Annotated in this window: 15 protein-coding genes; 4 read left to right on the forward strand and 11 right to left on the reverse strand. The window is 59.3% G+C overall.

Annotated features, from left to right (window positions below; all coding sequences use genetic code 11):
* Positions 1-98 precede the first annotated feature (98 nt).
* Together HNQ83_RS20885 and HNQ83_RS20890 are read right to left on the reverse strand one after the other, a co-directional pair.
* Positions 99-1,712 (reverse strand): NAD(P)/FAD-dependent oxidoreductase, encoded by a 1,614-nt coding sequence (locus tag HNQ83_RS20885; RefSeq protein ID WP_175390680.1) that lies wholly within the window; start codon positions 1,710-1,712, stop codon positions 99-101.
* A gap of 95 nt (positions 1,713-1,807) precedes the next feature.
* Entirely contained in the window at positions 1,808-2,473 is a 666-nt protein-coding gene (locus HNQ83_RS20890) for a COG3650 family protein (protein WP_175390681.1), read from the reverse strand.
* A 176-nt stretch (positions 2,474-2,649) separates the two neighbouring features.
* Here HNQ83_RS20890 and HNQ83_RS20895 point away from each other — a divergent pair, with 176 nt between their 5' ends.
* Positions 2,650-3,018 carry a hypothetical protein gene (locus HNQ83_RS20895; protein ID WP_175390682.1) on the forward strand — a complete coding sequence of 123 codons (369 nt, stop codon included), beginning with the start codon at positions 2,650-2,652 and terminating at the stop codon, positions 3,016-3,018.
* A 35-nt stretch (positions 3,019-3,053) separates the two neighbouring features.
* Here the strand turns inward: HNQ83_RS20895 and HNQ83_RS20900 are convergent, their stop codons facing one another.
* Positions 3,054-3,650: a short chain dehydrogenase gene (locus HNQ83_RS20900; RefSeq protein WP_175390683.1), complete on the reverse strand. Its 597-nt coding sequence runs from the start codon at positions 3,648-3,650 to the stop codon at positions 3,054-3,056.
* A gap of 105 nt (positions 3,651-3,755) precedes the next feature.
* Between HNQ83_RS20900 and HNQ83_RS20905 the strand changes: the two genes are divergently transcribed.
* A complete protein-coding gene (locus HNQ83_RS20905) occupies positions 3,756-4,664 on the forward strand; it encodes a LysR family transcriptional regulator (protein ID WP_175390684.1) in 909 nt (302 codons plus the stop codon).
* Positions 4,665-4,862: 198 nt separating this feature from the next.
* On the opposite strand, the gene HNQ83_RS20910 is transcribed toward HNQ83_RS20905, so the two are convergent.
* The 5 genes from HNQ83_RS20910 to HNQ83_RS20930 all read right to left on the reverse strand — a co-directional run bounded on the left by HNQ83_RS20910 (position 4,863) and on the right by HNQ83_RS20930 (position 9,866).
* Positions 4,863-5,564: an ABC transporter ATP-binding protein gene (locus tag HNQ83_RS20910; RefSeq protein WP_034146751.1), complete on the reverse strand. Its 702-nt coding sequence runs from the start codon at positions 5,562-5,564 to the stop codon at positions 4,863-4,865.
* Entirely contained in the window at positions 5,565-6,332 is a 768-nt protein-coding gene (gene livG, locus HNQ83_RS20915; RefSeq protein WP_175390685.1) for a high-affinity branched-chain amino acid ABC transporter ATP-binding protein LivG, read from the reverse strand. It lies immediately after the preceding gene.
* Entirely contained in the window at positions 6,329-7,585 is a 1,257-nt protein-coding gene (locus HNQ83_RS20920; protein WP_175390686.1) for a high-affinity branched-chain amino acid ABC transporter permease LivM, read from the reverse strand. Before HNQ83_RS20920 ends, livG begins: the two co-directional genes overlap by 4 nt.
* Positions 7,582-8,505 (reverse strand): high-affinity branched-chain amino acid ABC transporter permease LivH, encoded by a 924-nt coding sequence (gene livH, locus HNQ83_RS20925; protein WP_175390687.1) that lies wholly within the window; start codon positions 8,503-8,505, stop codon positions 7,582-7,584. The genes HNQ83_RS20920 and livH overlap by 4 nt, the downstream gene beginning before the upstream one ends.
* Positions 8,506-8,738: 233 nt before the next feature.
* Positions 8,739-9,866 carry a branched-chain amino acid ABC transporter substrate-binding protein gene (locus HNQ83_RS20930; RefSeq protein ID WP_175390688.1) on the reverse strand — a complete coding sequence of 376 codons (1,128 nt, stop codon included), beginning with the start codon at positions 9,864-9,866 and terminating at the stop codon, positions 8,739-8,741.
* A 349-nt stretch (positions 9,867-10,215) separates the two neighbouring features.
* Between HNQ83_RS20930 and HNQ83_RS20935 the strand changes: the two genes are divergently transcribed.
* Complete coding sequence (locus tag HNQ83_RS20935; RefSeq protein ID WP_175390689.1) at positions 10,216-10,521, forward strand: DUF2288 domain-containing protein; 306 nt, start codon at positions 10,216-10,218, stop codon at positions 10,519-10,521.
* Between the two features lie 269 nt (positions 10,522-10,790).
* On the opposite strand, the gene HNQ83_RS20940 is transcribed toward HNQ83_RS20935, so the two are convergent.
* Entirely contained in the window at positions 10,791-12,980 is a 2,190-nt protein-coding gene (locus HNQ83_RS20940) for a hypothetical protein (RefSeq protein WP_175390690.1), read from the reverse strand.
* 197 nt (positions 12,981-13,177) lie between these two features.
* On the opposite strand from HNQ83_RS20940, the gene HNQ83_RS20945 reads away from it, so the two are divergent.
* Positions 13,178-14,074, forward strand: a complete 897-nt coding sequence (locus HNQ83_RS20945) for an NAD(P)-dependent oxidoreductase (protein WP_175390691.1) — start codon at positions 13,178-13,180, stop codon at positions 14,072-14,074.
* Here the strand turns inward: HNQ83_RS20945 and HNQ83_RS20950 are convergent.
* Entirely contained in the window at positions 14,031-16,247 is a 2,217-nt protein-coding gene (locus HNQ83_RS20950; RefSeq protein WP_306157271.1) for a bifunctional diguanylate cyclase/phosphodiesterase, read from the reverse strand. The two genes, HNQ83_RS20945 and HNQ83_RS20950, sit on opposite strands and share 44 nt — an antisense overlap.
* A 146-nt stretch (positions 16,248-16,393) precedes the next feature.
* Positions 16,394-16,759: a YkgJ family cysteine cluster protein gene (locus HNQ83_RS20955; protein WP_175390693.1), complete on the reverse strand. Its 366-nt coding sequence runs from the start codon at positions 16,757-16,759 to the stop codon at positions 16,394-16,396.
* Between the last annotated feature and the right edge of the window lie 24 nt (positions 16,760-16,783).

Genomic DNA, 16,783 nt, shown 5'->3' on the forward strand with positions numbered 1-16,783 from the left:
TGGGAGCGAGCCTGCTCGCGAAGGCGGAGTGTCATTCACAGTGATGTTGAATGATCTACCGCTTTCGCGAGCAGGCTCGCTCCCACAGGGGATTTGTATCAGGCCTCGAGACCGAGGATGTCTCGGGCAACCGCTTCAGCAATGCGAATCCCGTCGACACCCGCCGACAGAATCCCTCCCGCATAACCCGCGCCTTCACCGGCCGGGAACAAGCCTTTCACGTTCAGGCTCTGCATCGAGTCATTGCGAGTGATCCGCAGTGGCGACGAGGTGCGGGTCTCGATCCCGGTCAACACCGCGTCGTGCAGCGAGTAACCGCGAATCTGCTTCTCGAAGGCCGGCAAGGCTTCGCGAATGGCTTCGATGGCGAAGGCTGGCAAGGCCAGCGCCAGATCACCCAGGGCAACGCCTGGCTTGTAGGACGGTTCGACGCTGCCCAGTTCGGTGGACGGCTTGCCAGCGATAAAGTCGCCGACCAGTTGCGCCGGCGCTTCGTAGTTGCTGCCCCCCAGCACATAGGCGTGGGACTCCAGACGCTCCTGCAACTCGATACCGGCCAGCGGGCCGCCCGGATAGTCGACTTCCGGGGTAATCCCGACGACGATGCCGGAGTTGGCGTTGCGTTCATTACGCGAGTACTGGCTCATGCCGTTGGTGACCACACGGTTAGGCTCGGAGGTCGCCGCCACCACGGTGCCGCCCGGGCACATGCAGAAGCTGTAGACCGAGCGACCGTTCTTGGCGTGGTGCACCAATTTGTAGTCGGCGGCACCCAGTTTCGGGTGGCCGGCGTATTTGCCCAGGCGCGCGCGGTCGATCAGCGACTGCGGGTGCTCGATACGGAAACCCACCGAGAACGGCTTGGCCTCCATGTAAACGCCACGGCCGTGGAGCATGCGGAACGTGTCCCGGGCGCTGTGGCCGAGGGCCAGGATCACGTGTTTCGAATGAATCTGCTCGCCGCCGTGGAGTTCGACGCCGACCAGTTGCCCGTCTTCGATCAGCACGTCGGTGACCCGCTGCTGGAAGCGCACTTCACCGCCAAGGGCACGGATTTCCTCACGCATGTTTTCCACGACACCGGTCAGACGGAACGTACCAATGTGCGGTTTGCTGACGTAGAGGATTTCTTCCGGCGCACCGGCCTTGACGAACTCGTGCAGGACCTTGCGGCCAAGGAACTTCGGATCCTTGATCTGGCTGTAGAGCTTGCCGTCGGAAAACGTCCCCGCGCCGCCTTCGCCGAACTGCACGTTGGACTCGGGGTTAAGCACGCTTTTGCGCCACAGACCCCAGGTGTCCTTGGTGCGCTGGCGCACATCGGGGCCGCGTTCGAGGATGATCGGCTTGAAGCCCATTTGTGCCAGCAGCAGCCCGGCGAAAATACCGCACGGACCAAAACCGACGACGATCGGACGTGCGCCCGGATCGGCTGGCGCCTGGCCAACCATTTTGTAGCTGACATCCGGCGCCACGTTGACGTTACGATCATCGGCGAACTTGTGCAGCACCGCTGCCTCGTCGCGAACGCTGAGGTCGATGGTGTAGATGAAGCACAGTTCGGAAGACTTTTTGCGCGCATCGTAGCTGCGCTTGAACAAGGTGAAGTCGAGCAGGTCATCGCTGGCAATGCCCAGGCGCTGCACGATGGCAGGGCGCAGGTCTTCGTCGGGATGGTCGATCGGCAGCTTGAGTTCGGTGATTCGTAACATGACGGGATCCGGTTCGCGGGGCGCACAACTGCGCCAGGGCGTTTGAAGCCGGCGATTATAAGCCGCAAAGGCCGGGTCCCGTGAGGCTTAAACGATCAGTCGTCGCGCGATCCGCCGAAATACCCGCATCCGCGTTGCACCTGGCCATTGATACGCAACTCGGCGCTCATGTGCTGGACGCTGCCGTTGCTGCTGTCGACGCAGCGTTGTGGGGCGACCCACAGTTCGATGTGCTGATTGTTGGCTTCGGTGCTGAGGTTGAAGCGGCCATCGCCCAGTTGCTCTTCGACGTAGGGCACGGCCAATGGCGGCTGGCCGGCTCGGGTGATGACCATGCCTTTGCCGCTGACGCTAACATTCCACTCGGGGGCATGGCCGGCGGCGCGCAGGATCAGCTTTTTGAAGTCAGGATCTTCACAGCCGTTACCTGAACGTTCGACGCGGTACAGCTGTTCGAGGTCCAGTTGCCCGTCGCCGGAACCGGAGACGATCCGCCCGCGCACATCGGCAAAGAGTTTGCCTTGGGCATTGGCCAGGCTCGCGGCCTGTTGCAGGACGCTGGTGCCACCCGTGTCGTTGACCGCATAACGCTGTGGTTGGCCGCATGGCTGGAACAACAGCTTGCCGTCGGCGGCGCTCAACTGGCCCTGCATGCGGGTCTGGCCTACATGGGCGGCGCTTTCTCGGGATCCGTCGAATAACTGGCAGGCGGCGAACAGGGGGAGCAGGGCAACAACGACTAGGGAACGGGCAACACGCATCTTGGGGTCTCCTGACAAGTGCCGCCACGTTACTCAGACTGACCGTTCATCACAACCGGTGAGTGGGACTCGCCTCGGATTTGAGGGCGGGTAAGTAACATTCGGCTTTACTTTAGGAGCCGGGTCGAAAGGGATTTGGCCGTAACCTTGTCGGCCTTTTCGTTACAGGAGGTGTTATGAGGGGCTCAGGCAAGCTGATTTTCGGGGTATTGGGAATGGCGGCGGCGATGCAATGCCTGGCGGCGGACATCACTTTCACGTCCAGGTCGGACTTTACCGCCATGGACCTGGAGCTTAAACGGATCGATAACCTGAACCCGCAATCCATCGGGCTCAAGGTCACACTGAGCCCCAATGCACAGCGCCGGTTAGCACAAGTGACGCGTCAGGAAATGCATCAACGCGTGCGGCTATTCATCAATGGAGTGCTGGTGTCCACCACGACGGTTCAGTCGGAGATCAGAGGCCCCAGTCTGTTTATCTCCGTACCCCGCGAGATAGCCGGCGACCTGGTGCCGACGCTGTTGGAGCCGCCGGCATCCTGAGGCGACGCTGAGTCAGCGCCGCACCTTGGGTCTGTTCAGATGTGAAAGGTCTGGCCGGTCTGCAAGCCTTCGACACTCTTGGCGTAGGCCAATGCCACATCGGCCGCTGGAACCGGTTTGAAGCCACGGAAGTAGGGTGCGTATTTGCCCATGGCTTCGACCAGCACATTCGGGCTGATCGAGTTAACCCGCAGGCCGCGCGGCAGTTCGATGGCGGCTGCGCGGACGAAACTGTCCAGGGCACCGTTGACCAGCGCTGCCGACGCACCACTGCGGATCGGGTCATGGCTGAGCACGCCGGTGGTGAAGGTGAACGATGCGCCGTCATTGGCGAATTCACGGCCGATCAGCAGCAGGTTGACCTGGCCCATCAGCTTGTCTTTCAGGCCCAGGGCAAAACTCTCCTCGGTCATTTCATCCAAGGGGGCGAAGGTCACGTTGCCAGCAGCGCAGACCAGCGCATCGAACTTGCCGGTTTGCTCGAACAGTTTGCGAATCGAGGCGCTGTCACTGATATCCACCTGGAAATCACCGCTGGTGCGGCCGATGCGCACGATTTCGTGGCGTGGGGACAGTTCCTTGTCGATGGCCGAACCAATGGTGCCGCCTGCGCCGATCAAAAGAATTTTCATGTTGCCGTTCCTCCAGTGGTTTGAATGTGGCTTCAGTTTAGAGTGGTTTTTTCCACTGATAAGCGCGCTAATAGGCAACCTTTGGTTTTCAAATGGAAACAATCCATGAGCGAGATGGATGATCTGGCGGCGTTCGCGGTGTTGGTCGAGGCGGGCAGTTTTACCCTGGCGGCGCAGCAACTGGGGTGCAGCAAGGGGCAACTGTCCAAGCGTATCAGTCAACTGGAAACGCAGTTTTCCGTGGTGCTGCTGCAGCGCACCACCCGGCGTTTGAGCCTGACGGCGGCCGGCGCGGCATTGTTGCCGCAGGCGCAGGCCCTGGTGGTTCAGGTCGAGCGGGCACGCCAGGCCCTGGCCCGGTTGAAGGACGACATGGCCGGTCCGGTGCGTATGACGGTTCCGGTGTCGTTGGGGGAGACCTTCTTCGATGGCTTGCTGTTGGAGTTCTCAGCCAAGTACCCCGAGGTGCAGATCGAATTGGAGCTCAACAACAATTACCGCGAACTGTCCCGCGATGGGTTCGATCTGGCGATCCGTGCCGACGTGGCCATCGATCAGCGACTGGTGGCGCGTCCCTTATTGGCCTGGCACGAAATGACCTGCGCCAGCCCGGCCTATCTCGAGCAATACGGCGAGCCGCGGACACCTCAGGCCTTGGCCGAGCACCGATGCCTGCTCAACAGCCATTACAGCGGTCGCGAAGAATGGCTGTATCACCAGCAACATGAATTACTGCGGGTGCGGGTTTCCGGTCCGTTCGCCAGCAACCATTACAACCTGCTGAAGAAAGCCGCGCTGGCCGGCGCCGGCATTGCCCGTTTGCCGTCCTACTTGCTGCCGGCGGAATTGGCGGATGGGCGTCTGCGCTGGTTGCTGCGCGACTATCAGACCCGAAGCATGCCGATGTACCTGGTGCATCCGTATCAGGGGGGCTTGCCCAAGCGTACGCAGGTACTGGCGGATTATTTGATGGGGTGGTTCAAGCGAAGTGGGGAGGCGTTGGATCGACTATAGATCGTCACATAACCCCTGTAGGAGCGAGCCTGCTCGCGATGGACGTTAACGATGACGTGGGCTGTCTGGATGAACGCAGCGCTCTCCAGTTCTTCGCGAGCAGGCTCGCTCCTACAGTGGGTCTTCATTGTTGTCGGGGGTTGTGGCAGGCAAAAAAAAACGGCCCGCGAAGGCCGTTTTTTTGTTTTCCGCAGAGGCTTAGCCGCCGAGGTACGCTTCGCGCACTTTCGGGTCGGTCAGCAGGGCTTCACCGGTGCCTTGCATCACCACCCGGCCGTTTTCCAGCACGTAGGCACGGTCAGCGATTTTCAGCGCCTGGTTGGCGTTCTGCTCGACCAGGAACACCGTCACACCGTCCTTGCGCAGCTGTTCGATGATGTCGAAGATCTGCTGGATGATGATCGGTGCCAGGCCCAGCGACGGTTCGTCGAGCAGCAGCAACTTGGGCTTGCTCATCAGCGCACGGCCGATGGCGAGCATTTGCTGTTCGCCGCCGGACATGGTGCCGCCGCGCTGGCTGAAACGTTCTTTCAGGCGTGGGAAAAGTCCGAGGACCTTGTCCATCTGTTCCTGATAGTCGCCCTTGGCGGTGAAGAAACCACCCATGGAGAGGTTTTCTTCCACGGTCAGGCGGGAAAATACCCGACGACCTTCCGGAACCACGGCGATGCTCTTGCGCATGATCTGCGAGGAGTCCTGGCCTACCAGTTCCTCACCCATGTAGCGGATGCTGCCGCTGTGGGCCCGAGGCGAACCGCACAGGGTCATGAGCAGGGTGGACTTGCCGGCACCGTTGGCGCCGATCAGAGTCACGATCTCGCCCTGGCGAACTTCGACGTTGACGCTGTGCAAGGCCTGGATCTTGCCGTAGAAGGTGGAAACGTTTTCGAACTGCAGCATTTACGCTTCCCCCAGGTAGGCTTTGATCACTTCAGGATTGTCGCGGATCTGTTCCGGCGTACCGTTGGCCAGAGGCGTGCCCTGGTTGATCACGACGATGTGGTCGGAAATGCTCATGACCAGTTTCATGTCGTGTTCGATCAGCAGCACGGTGACATTGTGCTCTTCACGCAGCACGCTGATCAGCGCCTTCAGGTCTTCGGTTTCCTTCGGGTTCAGACCGGCGGCCGGTTCGTCGAGCATGAGGATCCGCGGACGGGTCATCATGCAGCGGGCGATTTCCAGGCGACGTTGCTGACCGTAGGCCAGGGTGCCGGCCGGACGGTTGGCGAACTCCTTGAGATGAACCTTTTCCAGCCAGTACTCGGCGTATTCCATGGCCTCGCGTTCGCTGCGGCGGAACGACGGGGTCTTGAACAGACCGGACAGGAAGTTGGTGTTCAAGTGGCGATGCTGGGCAATCAAGAGGTTCTCGACCGCCGTCATGTCCTTGAACAACCGCACGTTCTGGAAGGTACGCACCACGCCCTTGAGGGCGATCTTGTGGCCCGGCAAGCCTTCGATCGGCTCGCCGTCCAGCAGGATGCTGCCGCCGCTCGGCTTGTAGAAGCCGGTCAGGCAGTTGAACACGGTGGTCTTGCCGGCACCGTTGGGGCCGATCAGTGCAACCACTTGTTTCTCTTTCACGCTCAAGGCTACGCCATTGACCGCCAGCAAGCCGCCGAAGCGCATGCTCAGGTTTTCTACTTTAAGGATCTCGCGGCTCATTTGCGCAGCTCCATGTGAGGACGTTGCATGGGCAGCAGACCCTGAGGGCGCCAGATCATCATCAGTACCATCAAGGCACCGAACATCAGCATGCGGTACTCACTGAACTCACGCATCATTTCCGGCAACAGGATCATCACCACGGCCGCCAGGATCACACCCAGCTGCGAACCCATGCCACCCAGCACAACGATGGCGAGGATGATCGCCGACTCGATGAAGGTGAAGGATTCCGGTGTGATCAAGCCTTGGCGGGCGGCGAAGAAGCTACCGGCGAAACCGGCGAAGCTGGCGCCCAGGGTAAAGGCCGACAATTTGATCACGGTAGGGTTCAGGCCCAGCGCGCGGCAGGCGATCTCGTCTTCGCGCAGTGCTTCCCACGCACGGCCCAAGGGCATGCGCAGCAGGCGGTTGATGACGAACAACGCGGCCAGGGCCAGGAGCAACGCCACCAGGTAGAGGAAAATCACCTTGTTGATCGAGTTGTATTCCAGGCCAAAGTACTCGTGGAACGTCTGCATACCTTCGGCGGCTTTACGTTCGAAGGTCAGGCCGAAGAACGTTGGCTTCTCGATGTTGCTGATGCCGTTCGGACCGCCAGTGAGGCCGGTCAGGTTACGCAGGAACAGACGGATGATTTCACCGAAGCCCAGGGTCACGATCGCCAGGTAGTCGCCGCGCAGGCGCAGTACCGGGAAGCCGAGCAGGAAACCAAAGGTGGCGGCCATCAGGCCGGCGATCGGCAGGCAGATCCAGAAGCTCAGGCCGTAGTAGTGCGACAGCAGCGCATAACTGTAGGCGCCGACGGCGTAGAAGCCGACGTAACCCAGGTCGAGCAGACCCGCCAGACCGACCACGATGTTCAGGCCCAGGCCCAGCATCACGTAGATCAGCACCAGCGTTGCGATGTCCACCGCACCACGGGAGCCGAAGAACGGCCAGATCAGTGCGCCGGCGATCAGGGCAATGATGAACCAGCGCTGGGTGCTCGGCAGGGTCAGGAAATTGCTGGCCTTGGCCGGCATCAGCGGCATGCCCGGCGATGAGCGCCAGGCGGAGCTGATCCGCTGGTCGAACAGCACGCGCAGGAACATCAGCACCGAGCACACGGCGATGGTGATCAACGTGGCGGTGCTGGTGCCATGGACTTCGAGGTGGATACCGACGATGGTCAATTTCAGGCCCAATACCGGGTAGGCCACGGCCCACACCAGCAAGGCGCTGAAGAACGCCTGTTTAAGATTCCTAGTCATACTTTCTCAACCTCCGGACGGCCCAGCAGGCCGGTTGGCCGGAACAACAACACCAAAACCAAGAGACCGAAGGCCACGACGTCCTTGTACTGGTCGCCGAAGATATCGGCGCCGAAGGCTTCTGCCACACCCAGGACCAGCCCGCCGAGCATGGCGCCCGGAATGCTGCCGATACCGCCCAGTACGGCGGCGGTGAAGGCCTTGAGGCCGACCAGGAAACCGGCGTTGGGGTTGATCACGCCGTATTGCATGCTCAGCAGCACGGCCGCGATGGCCGCCAGCGCTGCACCGATGACGAAGGTGAGGGCGATGATGTTGTTGGTGTTGATACCCAGCAGGTTGGCCATCTTGATGTCTTCGGCACAGGCGCGGCAGGCGCGACCCAGGCGAGAGCGGGAGATGAACAGCGTCAGGCCGAGCATGGCGACCAGCGTCACCACGAACACCACGATTTGCATGTAGGAAATCAGCACTTCATGTGCGCCACCTGGCCCGAAGGCAAAGTTGCCCGGAATCAGGTTGGGAATGGATTTGTCCTTGGAGTCTTGCGCCAGCAGAACCGTGTTCTGCAGGAAGATCGACATACCGATGGCGGAGATCAGCGGGATCAGACGGTTGCTGCCGCGCAAGGGGCGGTAGGCGATCCGTTCGATGCTGTAGCCGTAGGCACTGGTGACGACGATGGTCGCCAGGAAAGCAGCGGTCATCAACAGTGGAACACTGTCGAGTCCCAGCATGGCCAGTCCGGCGATGGCGATGAACGCCACGTAGGAACCGATCATGTACACCTCGCCGTGGGCGAAGTTGATCATTCCAATGATGCCGTAAACCATCGTATAGCCGATGGCGATCAGGGCATACGTGCTGCCAATGGTCATGCCATTAACCAGCTGTTGGAAGAAGTGATAGATGTCAGGCATTACAGCGCTCCTAAAAACCTGATACGCATTTCACTGGTGGAGTCATTTTCCCGCCCGAGCCCCGTGGATCTGCATCCACTTCGAATTCGGGGTTTGCCAGCGAACCGCTGATGACGGTTTTGAGATTTTCAGGTGGGGAGACTAGCGGATCACGCCAGCGCGGCCCAAGTACGTTCGTAAAACAAAGCCCACGGCACGCCGTGGGCTTTATTGGCAGTCAGTCAGGCAGGGCCTTACTGAGGCTTGGCTTCAGTTTTTGGTTTGCCGAAGTGCCACTCGTAAACCACAAATTTGAAGTCCTTCAGGTCGCCCTTGTCGTCGAAGCTCAGGTCGCCTGTTGGGGTCTTGAAGGTGCCTTTGTGGATTTCTGCAGCCACTTTGGCGGTGTCTTCGGACTTGGCAGCCTTGATGCCTTCGGCGATCACTTCCACAGCCGAGAAGGCCGGGAACACGAACGGACCGCTTGGGTCTTCTTTCTTGGCTTTGAACGCGTCAGCCAGGGCGATGTTGGCCGGATCCTGGTCGAAGGATTTCGGCAGGGTCACCAGCAGGCCTTCGGAGGACTTCTGGGCGATCTGCGAGATCGAATCGTTACCCACGCCTTCCGGACCCATGAACTTGGCTTTCAGGCCTTTTTCATCCGCTTGACGCAGGATCAGACCCAGCTCCGGGTGGTAGCCGCCGTAGTAGACGAAGTCGACGTTGGCTTGCTTGAGCTTGGCGATGATCGAGGAGAAGTCCTTGTCGCCGGCGTTGATGCCTTCGAACACGGCAACCTTGGTGCCTTTCTTCTCGAGGGTGGTTTTAACGGCGGTGGCGATGCCTTCACCGTATTGCTGCTTGTCGTGCAGGACAGCAACGATTTTCGGCTTCACGAAATCGGCAATGTAGTTACCGGCGGCAGGGCCCTGGGCGCTGTCCAGACCGATGGTGCGGAACACCATTTTGTAACCACGATTGGTGATGTCCGGGCTGGTGGCAGCCGGGGTGATCATGATCACGCCTTCGTCTTCGTAGATGTCCGAAGCCGGTTGAGTGGAGCTGGAGCACAGGTGGCCGACCACGAATTTCACGCCGTCGTTGACGACTTTGTTCGCGACCGCTACCGCTTGTTTCGGATCACAGGCGTCATCGTATTCGACGGCTTCGAGTTTCTTGCCGTCTACGCCGCCTTTGGCGTTGATTTGTTCGATGGCCATTTTGGCGCCACTGAACTGCATGTCGCCGTATTGGGCTACAGGACCGGTTTTAGGGCCGGCGATGCCGATCTTGATGGTGTCAGCTGCGAACGAATGGCTGGCAACCCCGGCCAGAACCATAGCGGCAAACAGTTTGGAAATCTGCTTAGTAGCCTTAGTCATAGTGCTCCACTCTTACTGTTGTAGTTTTTATAGTCCTGGCGCCGTCGGCAGCAGAACCGGGTCAGTATCTACGACATTCCCCGGAAAAGCCCCTCGGCAACTGTACCGGTACAGTGTAGAGCGCCGATTGTCAGCCTGTGAAGCTGGCGCCGGGGGGCAAAACTTGGGGGTGTCGCTTTTATGAAAGAAAAAGACAGAATTGCGGCGGGGCTTTGACGGGCTTATAGCCAGATTCCGTGCATTCCTTGGCTTTCCTGCGCTTTTCGTTCAGTGATGCAAATTGCTTCTGGGTTTTTCTGCCAGACCACCGACGTTATGATTGCGTCGATTTCTTTTCCGGACCGAACCCATGACTGAAGAACCTAGCACCCTCTATGCCAAGCTGCTTGGAGAAACCGCATCTATTACCTGGAAGGAGTTGGAGCCGTTCTTCGCCAAGGGTGCCCTATTGTGGGTCGACCCCGGCCTGGATTTGATCGCAGTCGCCGAGGCCGTGGCCACCGACGAAGGCGAGAAAGTGGCCGCCTGGCTGGCCGCTGACAAGGTCGCCAAGCTCTCTGAAACGCGGGCGCTGGATCTGTTTGAGCGTGATCCGCAGCTGTGGGCTGTGGTTGTTTCGCCGTGGATCCTGATCCAGGAAAGGGCGACGCCCTGAATGAGTGCACCCTCTTGGTGCGCATCATCTGTGTCTAAAAGTGTGTAGCCGAGTAGCGTGATGGCATGTTGCCGTAGAGAAAGGCCACAGCCTCACGGTGACGTAAACGTAACGGGAACAGTTGAGCGAGCAGCCTGAGGGCTGCTTAATTGTTTCTGGATGTTGGAGCGGCGTTGAATCTGAGGATGTCTTCGCGAGGAGGCTCGCTCCCACAGAGTCATCACTGAACCCTGTGGGACCGAGCCTGCTCGCGAATGGAGCGACGTGGTTTAGAAGGTTTTACCGGTGTGGTTATTCAAAGAAATAACCTTGGTCTTGCCAATGCGGTGACGGTAGATCTCGCGCAGGTACTTGATCGCCTTCTTTACGCAATCCCGGGACAGGCGGATGTCGTTGATCGAGACGAATTTGTCCTTGTCGTTGATCAGTTCGCGGTACTTCTTCTCGTACATCGGTTTGATCGCGTACCAGTTGGTATCGAGGATCTTGGCCGGGTTTTCAAACTCGTTGAGCAAGTCGTCGATGCGCGCTTCGTCGAACTCTTCATTGATGATGAAGTCGAGCATCGAGTTGTCCAGGGTTTCGTCGAAACGGTATGGACTGCGTGCGAAGCAACGCTTGATGAAGGCCACGATCAGCGTCAGGAAGTCGTCTGACAGGCACGGGCTCTTGGCAATCAGGGTGGTCAACGACAGGTTGGCCGAGGCGCCGATCACCAGTGCATAACGCTTGAGCGTGGTGTTGGGGAACAGGTTGTTGAGGTGGGTCTTCAACCGGTTCAGGTCCATGTAGGACAGCTTGTAGTCCTTCGGCAGGGACACAATCGACACCACCGACGAGCAGTTCTTGAAGAAGTGCAGGTCATGCAGGGCCGCCGCGTCATACCCGGAGTTCTTGTACTGCTCCAGCGACGCACGATAACGCTTGGATTCGATCGGCAGCAGGCTGATGCCTTCGATGGCCTGGGTTTCCTTGTTGAAGTGCGGCAGATCGATGGAGCGGAAGAACAGGTCGTCGATGTTCAGGCGCTGCGGCTCTTTTTCGAACACCTTGAACTTGTCGTTGCTTGGCTGCGGGGTTTCCGGCACCACGGACTCGGCGTAGGCGATCGCCACCGGCCCGGCCAGGCTCATGAACAGATCGTTGGCGTCCAGGCGAATGGTTTCGCCGATGTCGATACCGGCACGATGGAAATAGTTCTGATCGTAGTCGGTGGTGACGGCTTGCGCGGTCAGAATGTTGAAGATCTGCTGCGAAATGTACTGGTTGGCATGCTTTTCCATGGCATTGACGTCAATGTTCTGGATGTTGCCGTCATCGCTCGCCTCGGCATAACGCATGATGTCGTTGGAGATCAGCATCATTGCGTTCCAGGGGCGGATGCGACCCATGACGCTGGCTTCGCTGCTGTCTTCGTTGGCGAAGTTGTAGGAGAAATCCCATTCCTCCGACAGGTATTTGCACAGCAGCCGACCGGCGTTGATGTGCAGCGCTTCGGACATTTCACTGCGGTGATCGGAAATGTTCGGCAGTACGCAAATGCCGCTGGTGAAAATCGGCTCGAAGACGAAGGAATGCCCGCTCTTGCTGTCGTGCTCGTCCACCGGCTTGGTGTCGAACGTCTTGTTCATGTACGAGTGCTGTTGCGCCAGTCCGAACTCCGAAGCCATGCCCGAACCGGTACCGCCGCCGGCGCTGAAGATCGAGAAGTACAGGCGCGACTGGTTGGCCTTGATCCCGCAGCTGTCGATCAGGTACGAGTGAATCATCTTCCAGTCAGGGCTGGAGAAACGCTGGGTGTCCTTGTTCAGGATGATCTTGGCCAGGTACTGGCCGAGAATCGGCGCGTTACCGGCGCCACCGGCGTGGACTTCCGACAAGTCCATGATTTTCATCTTGCTGTAGTCGCGCAGGAAACCGCTTTTTTCACCTTTGCGCGAGAAACGGATACGCCCGGCGATGTCCTTGTCCAGGTCGCCGAGCATGACCAGCGGTTCGACCAGGAATACCGGTTTGGCTGCCTTGTTTGGAATCAGGCGAAGGTTGTTGCGAATCCACTGGGCGGGGCCCTTTTCGGCGAAGCGTTTATCCGGGGACAGGCGGGGTTCGTTGTTGAACTCGTTGAGGTAGAACGTGCGCGCGTTGTACACCAGTTCCGCCACATCCAGCGCGATGTTCGAACCGCAACGGCCCAGGCCGATCAGGCACACGGACGGGAACTGCTGATCGTTGTGCTGTTCGTTGTCGCCTTCCAGGTGCGGCGGCCGTGGAAACACCATATCGCGCAGGCCGTCGAGGTTGTCGAGGATGCGGTCGGTGTTGGTTTCTGTGAAATACAGGTATTGCTGGGTCGCCAGCGGGCGTGACGGTAGCAATGGCTTCGATGAGACAGGGCTGTTCGCCGCAGGGCTCAAGGTCAGGTCGGTTACCGCAGGGGCCGGGTTGTTTTTAGAAGTCATTGTTCGCCATCTACCTGGGCTGTTTTGGTTGGCGACACGCGGTCGTCGAACCGTCACGGAATGAGAACTCGCGTCTTTTATCAGCGCGTATTTGGCCCAAGCGTCAGAGCCGTGGCCTGAACGTACTCGGGGGAATCCTTTCCTAAGTCATGATGAATCGGCCAATATTTGACGATCTTTAATGAAAAAGAGGCGAAATGATGTCAACGCTACCTTCGTTGGGGTTTGCCGGGATCGGTTTGATGGGGTTGCCGATGTGTCGGCGCTTGCTGGCAGCGGGTTATCCGCTGACGGTGTGGAACCGTAACCCGGCCAAATGTGCACCGCTGGTCGAGGCCGGTGCCCGTCAGGTCGCCACCCCGGCAGAGCTGTGCGCGCACGCCGACGTGGTGATGTTGTGCCTGGCGGACACCGCGGTGGTGCGCGAGGTGGTGTTTGGCCCGACCGGGGTTGTCGAAGGGGCGAAAAGCGGTCAGTTGCTGGTGGATTTTTCCAGCCTGGAACCCACGGCGACGCGGGAAATGGCTGCAGAGCTTGCCAGGAAAGCCGGCATGGGCTGGCTCGATGCGCCGGTTTCCGGTGGGGTGGTGGGGGCGGAAGCCGGCAGCCTGGCGATCATGGTTGGTGGCGACGCGGCCCACCTTGAGCGCGTCAAACCGGTATTGCTGAGGCTTGGACAGCGCGTGACGCACATGGGCGCTGTCGGCGCGGGGCAGGTGACCAAGGCCTGCAATCAGATGATCGTGGCCTGCAACGCGCTGGTGATTGCCGAAGTGGTGGCGCTGGCGGAGCGCTCCGGGGTCGATGCGAGCCTGATCGCTGAGGCTTTGGCCGGCGGCTTTGCCGATTCCAAGCCCTTGCAGATCCTTGCCCCGCAAATGGCTGATAGCCGCTTCGAACCGGTGAAATGGCACGTGCGGACGTTGCTCAAGGATCTGGACACGGCGGTGAAGTTTTCCCGCGAGCAGGGTTCGGCAACGCCGATCAGCGGGCTGGCGGCACAACTGATGCGAATGCATGGCGCCCAGGGGTTTCTGGAAAAAGACCCGTCTACATTAGTGCAGATGTACCGTGAACCAGACTCAACGACGTGAGGGTGTACGAGTGCTTGCGCTGGTTGATTTCGTTCAGCACTGGACGTAATTCCTCCAGCGGCACCGCACGGCTGAGCAGGTAACCCTGGACGAAGTCGCAGCCGTAGCATTCGAGAAACTGGTATTGCTCGAAGGTTTCCACGCCTTCGGTGACCACGTCCAGATGCAGGGTATGGGCCATGGCGATAATCGCCTGAACGATTTCCATGTCCTGGGTGGACTTGGGGATGTCTTGAATGAAGGAACGATCTATTTTCAGCGTGTTGAGCGGCAAGCGCTTGAGGTAGGCCAGGGACGAGTAACCGGTCCCGAAGTCATCGATCGACAGCGACACGCCCAAGTCTCGGATCTGCCGCAGCAGTTCCAGCGTCTCGGCGATATTGCCCATCAACGCGTTCTCGGTCACCTCCAGCTCCAGCCGTTGTGGCGCGACCCCGGCGTTGCGCAAGGCCCGCTCGATTTGGCCGGCCAGCTCTTCGCGCGCCAGGCTCAGGGGCGAGCAGTTCACGGCGATCTTCAGCGCATCGCAACCCTGGCGCGACAAGTCACCGAGGTCCTCACAGGCTTTGCGCAGTACCCAGTTGTCCAGTTCGGTGATCAGGCCGTTGGCCTCGGCGAGGGAGATGAAACGGTCCGGTGCGAGGAGTCCGTGGACCGGGTGTTGCCAGCGAATCAACGCTTCGAGCTTGCTGACCTGGCCGGTCTTCAGGTCGTAGATCGGTTGGTAATGGAGCATCAGACCGGTGTCTTCGCGCAGGGCGTAACGCAGTTCTTCCTCCAGTTGCAGTTCGAGCGTGGCACGGGCCTTGAGGTTGGCACTGAAGAAATTCAGGCCGTTGCGACCACTGCCCTTGGACTGATACAGCGCCAGGTCGGCATTTTTCAGCAGCTCGTCACAGGTCTTGCCATCTTCGGGAAACAGGCTGATACCAATGCTGGTTGTCATGACCATGCGCCGCCCGGCCAATTCGATCGGCTCCTTCATTTTCAACATGATGCGCTGCGCCATTTGCCGCGCTTCTTCGCGATCATTGAGGTTGATAAGCATGCAGAATTCATCGCCACCGAAGCGTGCCACTACATCGTCGTGACTGCGCACCGAGCCTTTGATATGGCTGGCAAGCACCTTGAGCAATTCGTCGCCGGCGTCGTGACCGAGGCTGTCGTTGATGCGCTTGAAGTGGTCGATATCGAGGAACAGCACGGCCAGCATGCCGCCTGAATGGGTTTTTTCGATGAGTTTCTCGGCAAACAGCTGGTTGAAACCGCGACGATTGGTCAGGTTGGTCAAGGGATCAAAGTGCGCCACCTGTTGCAGGGACATGCGCGCCTGATCCAGTTGGCTGAGCAGTGAGTTGACCCGCTGCAGGTCATGCTCCTTGTGTTGCAGTTTCTTGTCCGCCAGCGCCGCACTGATGCTGCTGCCGATGATCAGCAGCGTCATGATCGCCACTGTCAGGCCCAGTTGCAGGTGATTGTTTTCCCCGGGCTGGGTCAACAGACTGCCGGTGGGCAGCACCAGGCTGAACGCGGCCATGCCGGTGAAATGCATGCTGATGATGCCTGTTCCGAGGACCAGGCTGGCGCTGTATTTGAGCAATTGATGGAACATGCCGGCGCCGTTGCGCAGGTAGCTCGCCAACAACAAGGCCGCCAGGCTGGCGCCAATCGCAACCAGGATGGAAAGGCCGAACAGTGTTGGCTGGTAATAGGCCACAGCCTGCGAACGCAGGGCAGACATGCCTACGTAATGCATGCTGGCAATGCCCAGGCCGATCAGGATCGAAGCCTTGAAGCAATGCCAGAAATTCAGGGCAGGGCGACTGAGCGTCTGCATCGCCAGCCAGGAAGCGAGCAAGGCGATCAGCAGTGAGACAAGGGTAACAGGCAGTTGGTAATGCACATTGATCGGCGCCTGGAACGCCAGCATGCCGATGAAGTGCATGGCCCAGATGCCCCCGGCGAGGCAGCCGGCACCGACCCAGCACCAGAGCCTGCGGGAGGCCGGTTTTTCCGCATGCGCGACGCGCTCAGCCATGTCCAGTGTGGCGAAGCTGCCGGCACAGGCGACCAGATAAGCGAGCAGTACCAGAAAAGGGTCATGTATGCAGTTGAGTATGACCTGCCCACTCTCTGGCAGCTCGGTAAGGAAATGCAGACCAAGCCACTCCATAGCATGTCCCATGTTGTGTTCCTGACCGGTGCAAGGAGCACCGTTGAATGTCTTGAAGTATAGAGGGCATGCTTGGAGCGCAAGGAGTAGTGGCACATTAGTCCCAATGATTTTGGCATTAGGCTAATAGCGATTGGTGCTAATTGTCAGGCGCTTTGTTGTTCAGGGATCTGGAAGGTGGGCTCAAGGGGCGCCAGACCGAAGGCGGCCCGGGCGGCGTCGCAATCGGGATTGGCCTGGCCATCGACCCAGGACGCTTCGAATTCCCGACAGGTGCTGGAGCGCTTGTCATAAATCGAGCATTGCACCGTACTGCCGACGTCCCCCACCAGGCTGATGCAGCGCACGGGTTTGCTATCGGTGCCAATCATCGCCACTCGACTGGGATTGATCTGCGTGACCAGCTCATCCGGCACAGTCCCTCCGGAGGAGGTGCATTCACCCCAAAAAAACGACACGCGAAAATGAGAACAGCAGGCACCGCAATTCAGACACGGACTGGCTTCGGACATGGGGTAATTATCTAAGGAAGAGTG

This window comes from Pseudomonas sp. C2B4, assembly GCF_013359695.1.
Lineage (GTDB): Bacteria > Pseudomonadota > Gammaproteobacteria > Pseudomonadales > Pseudomonadaceae > Aquipseudomonas.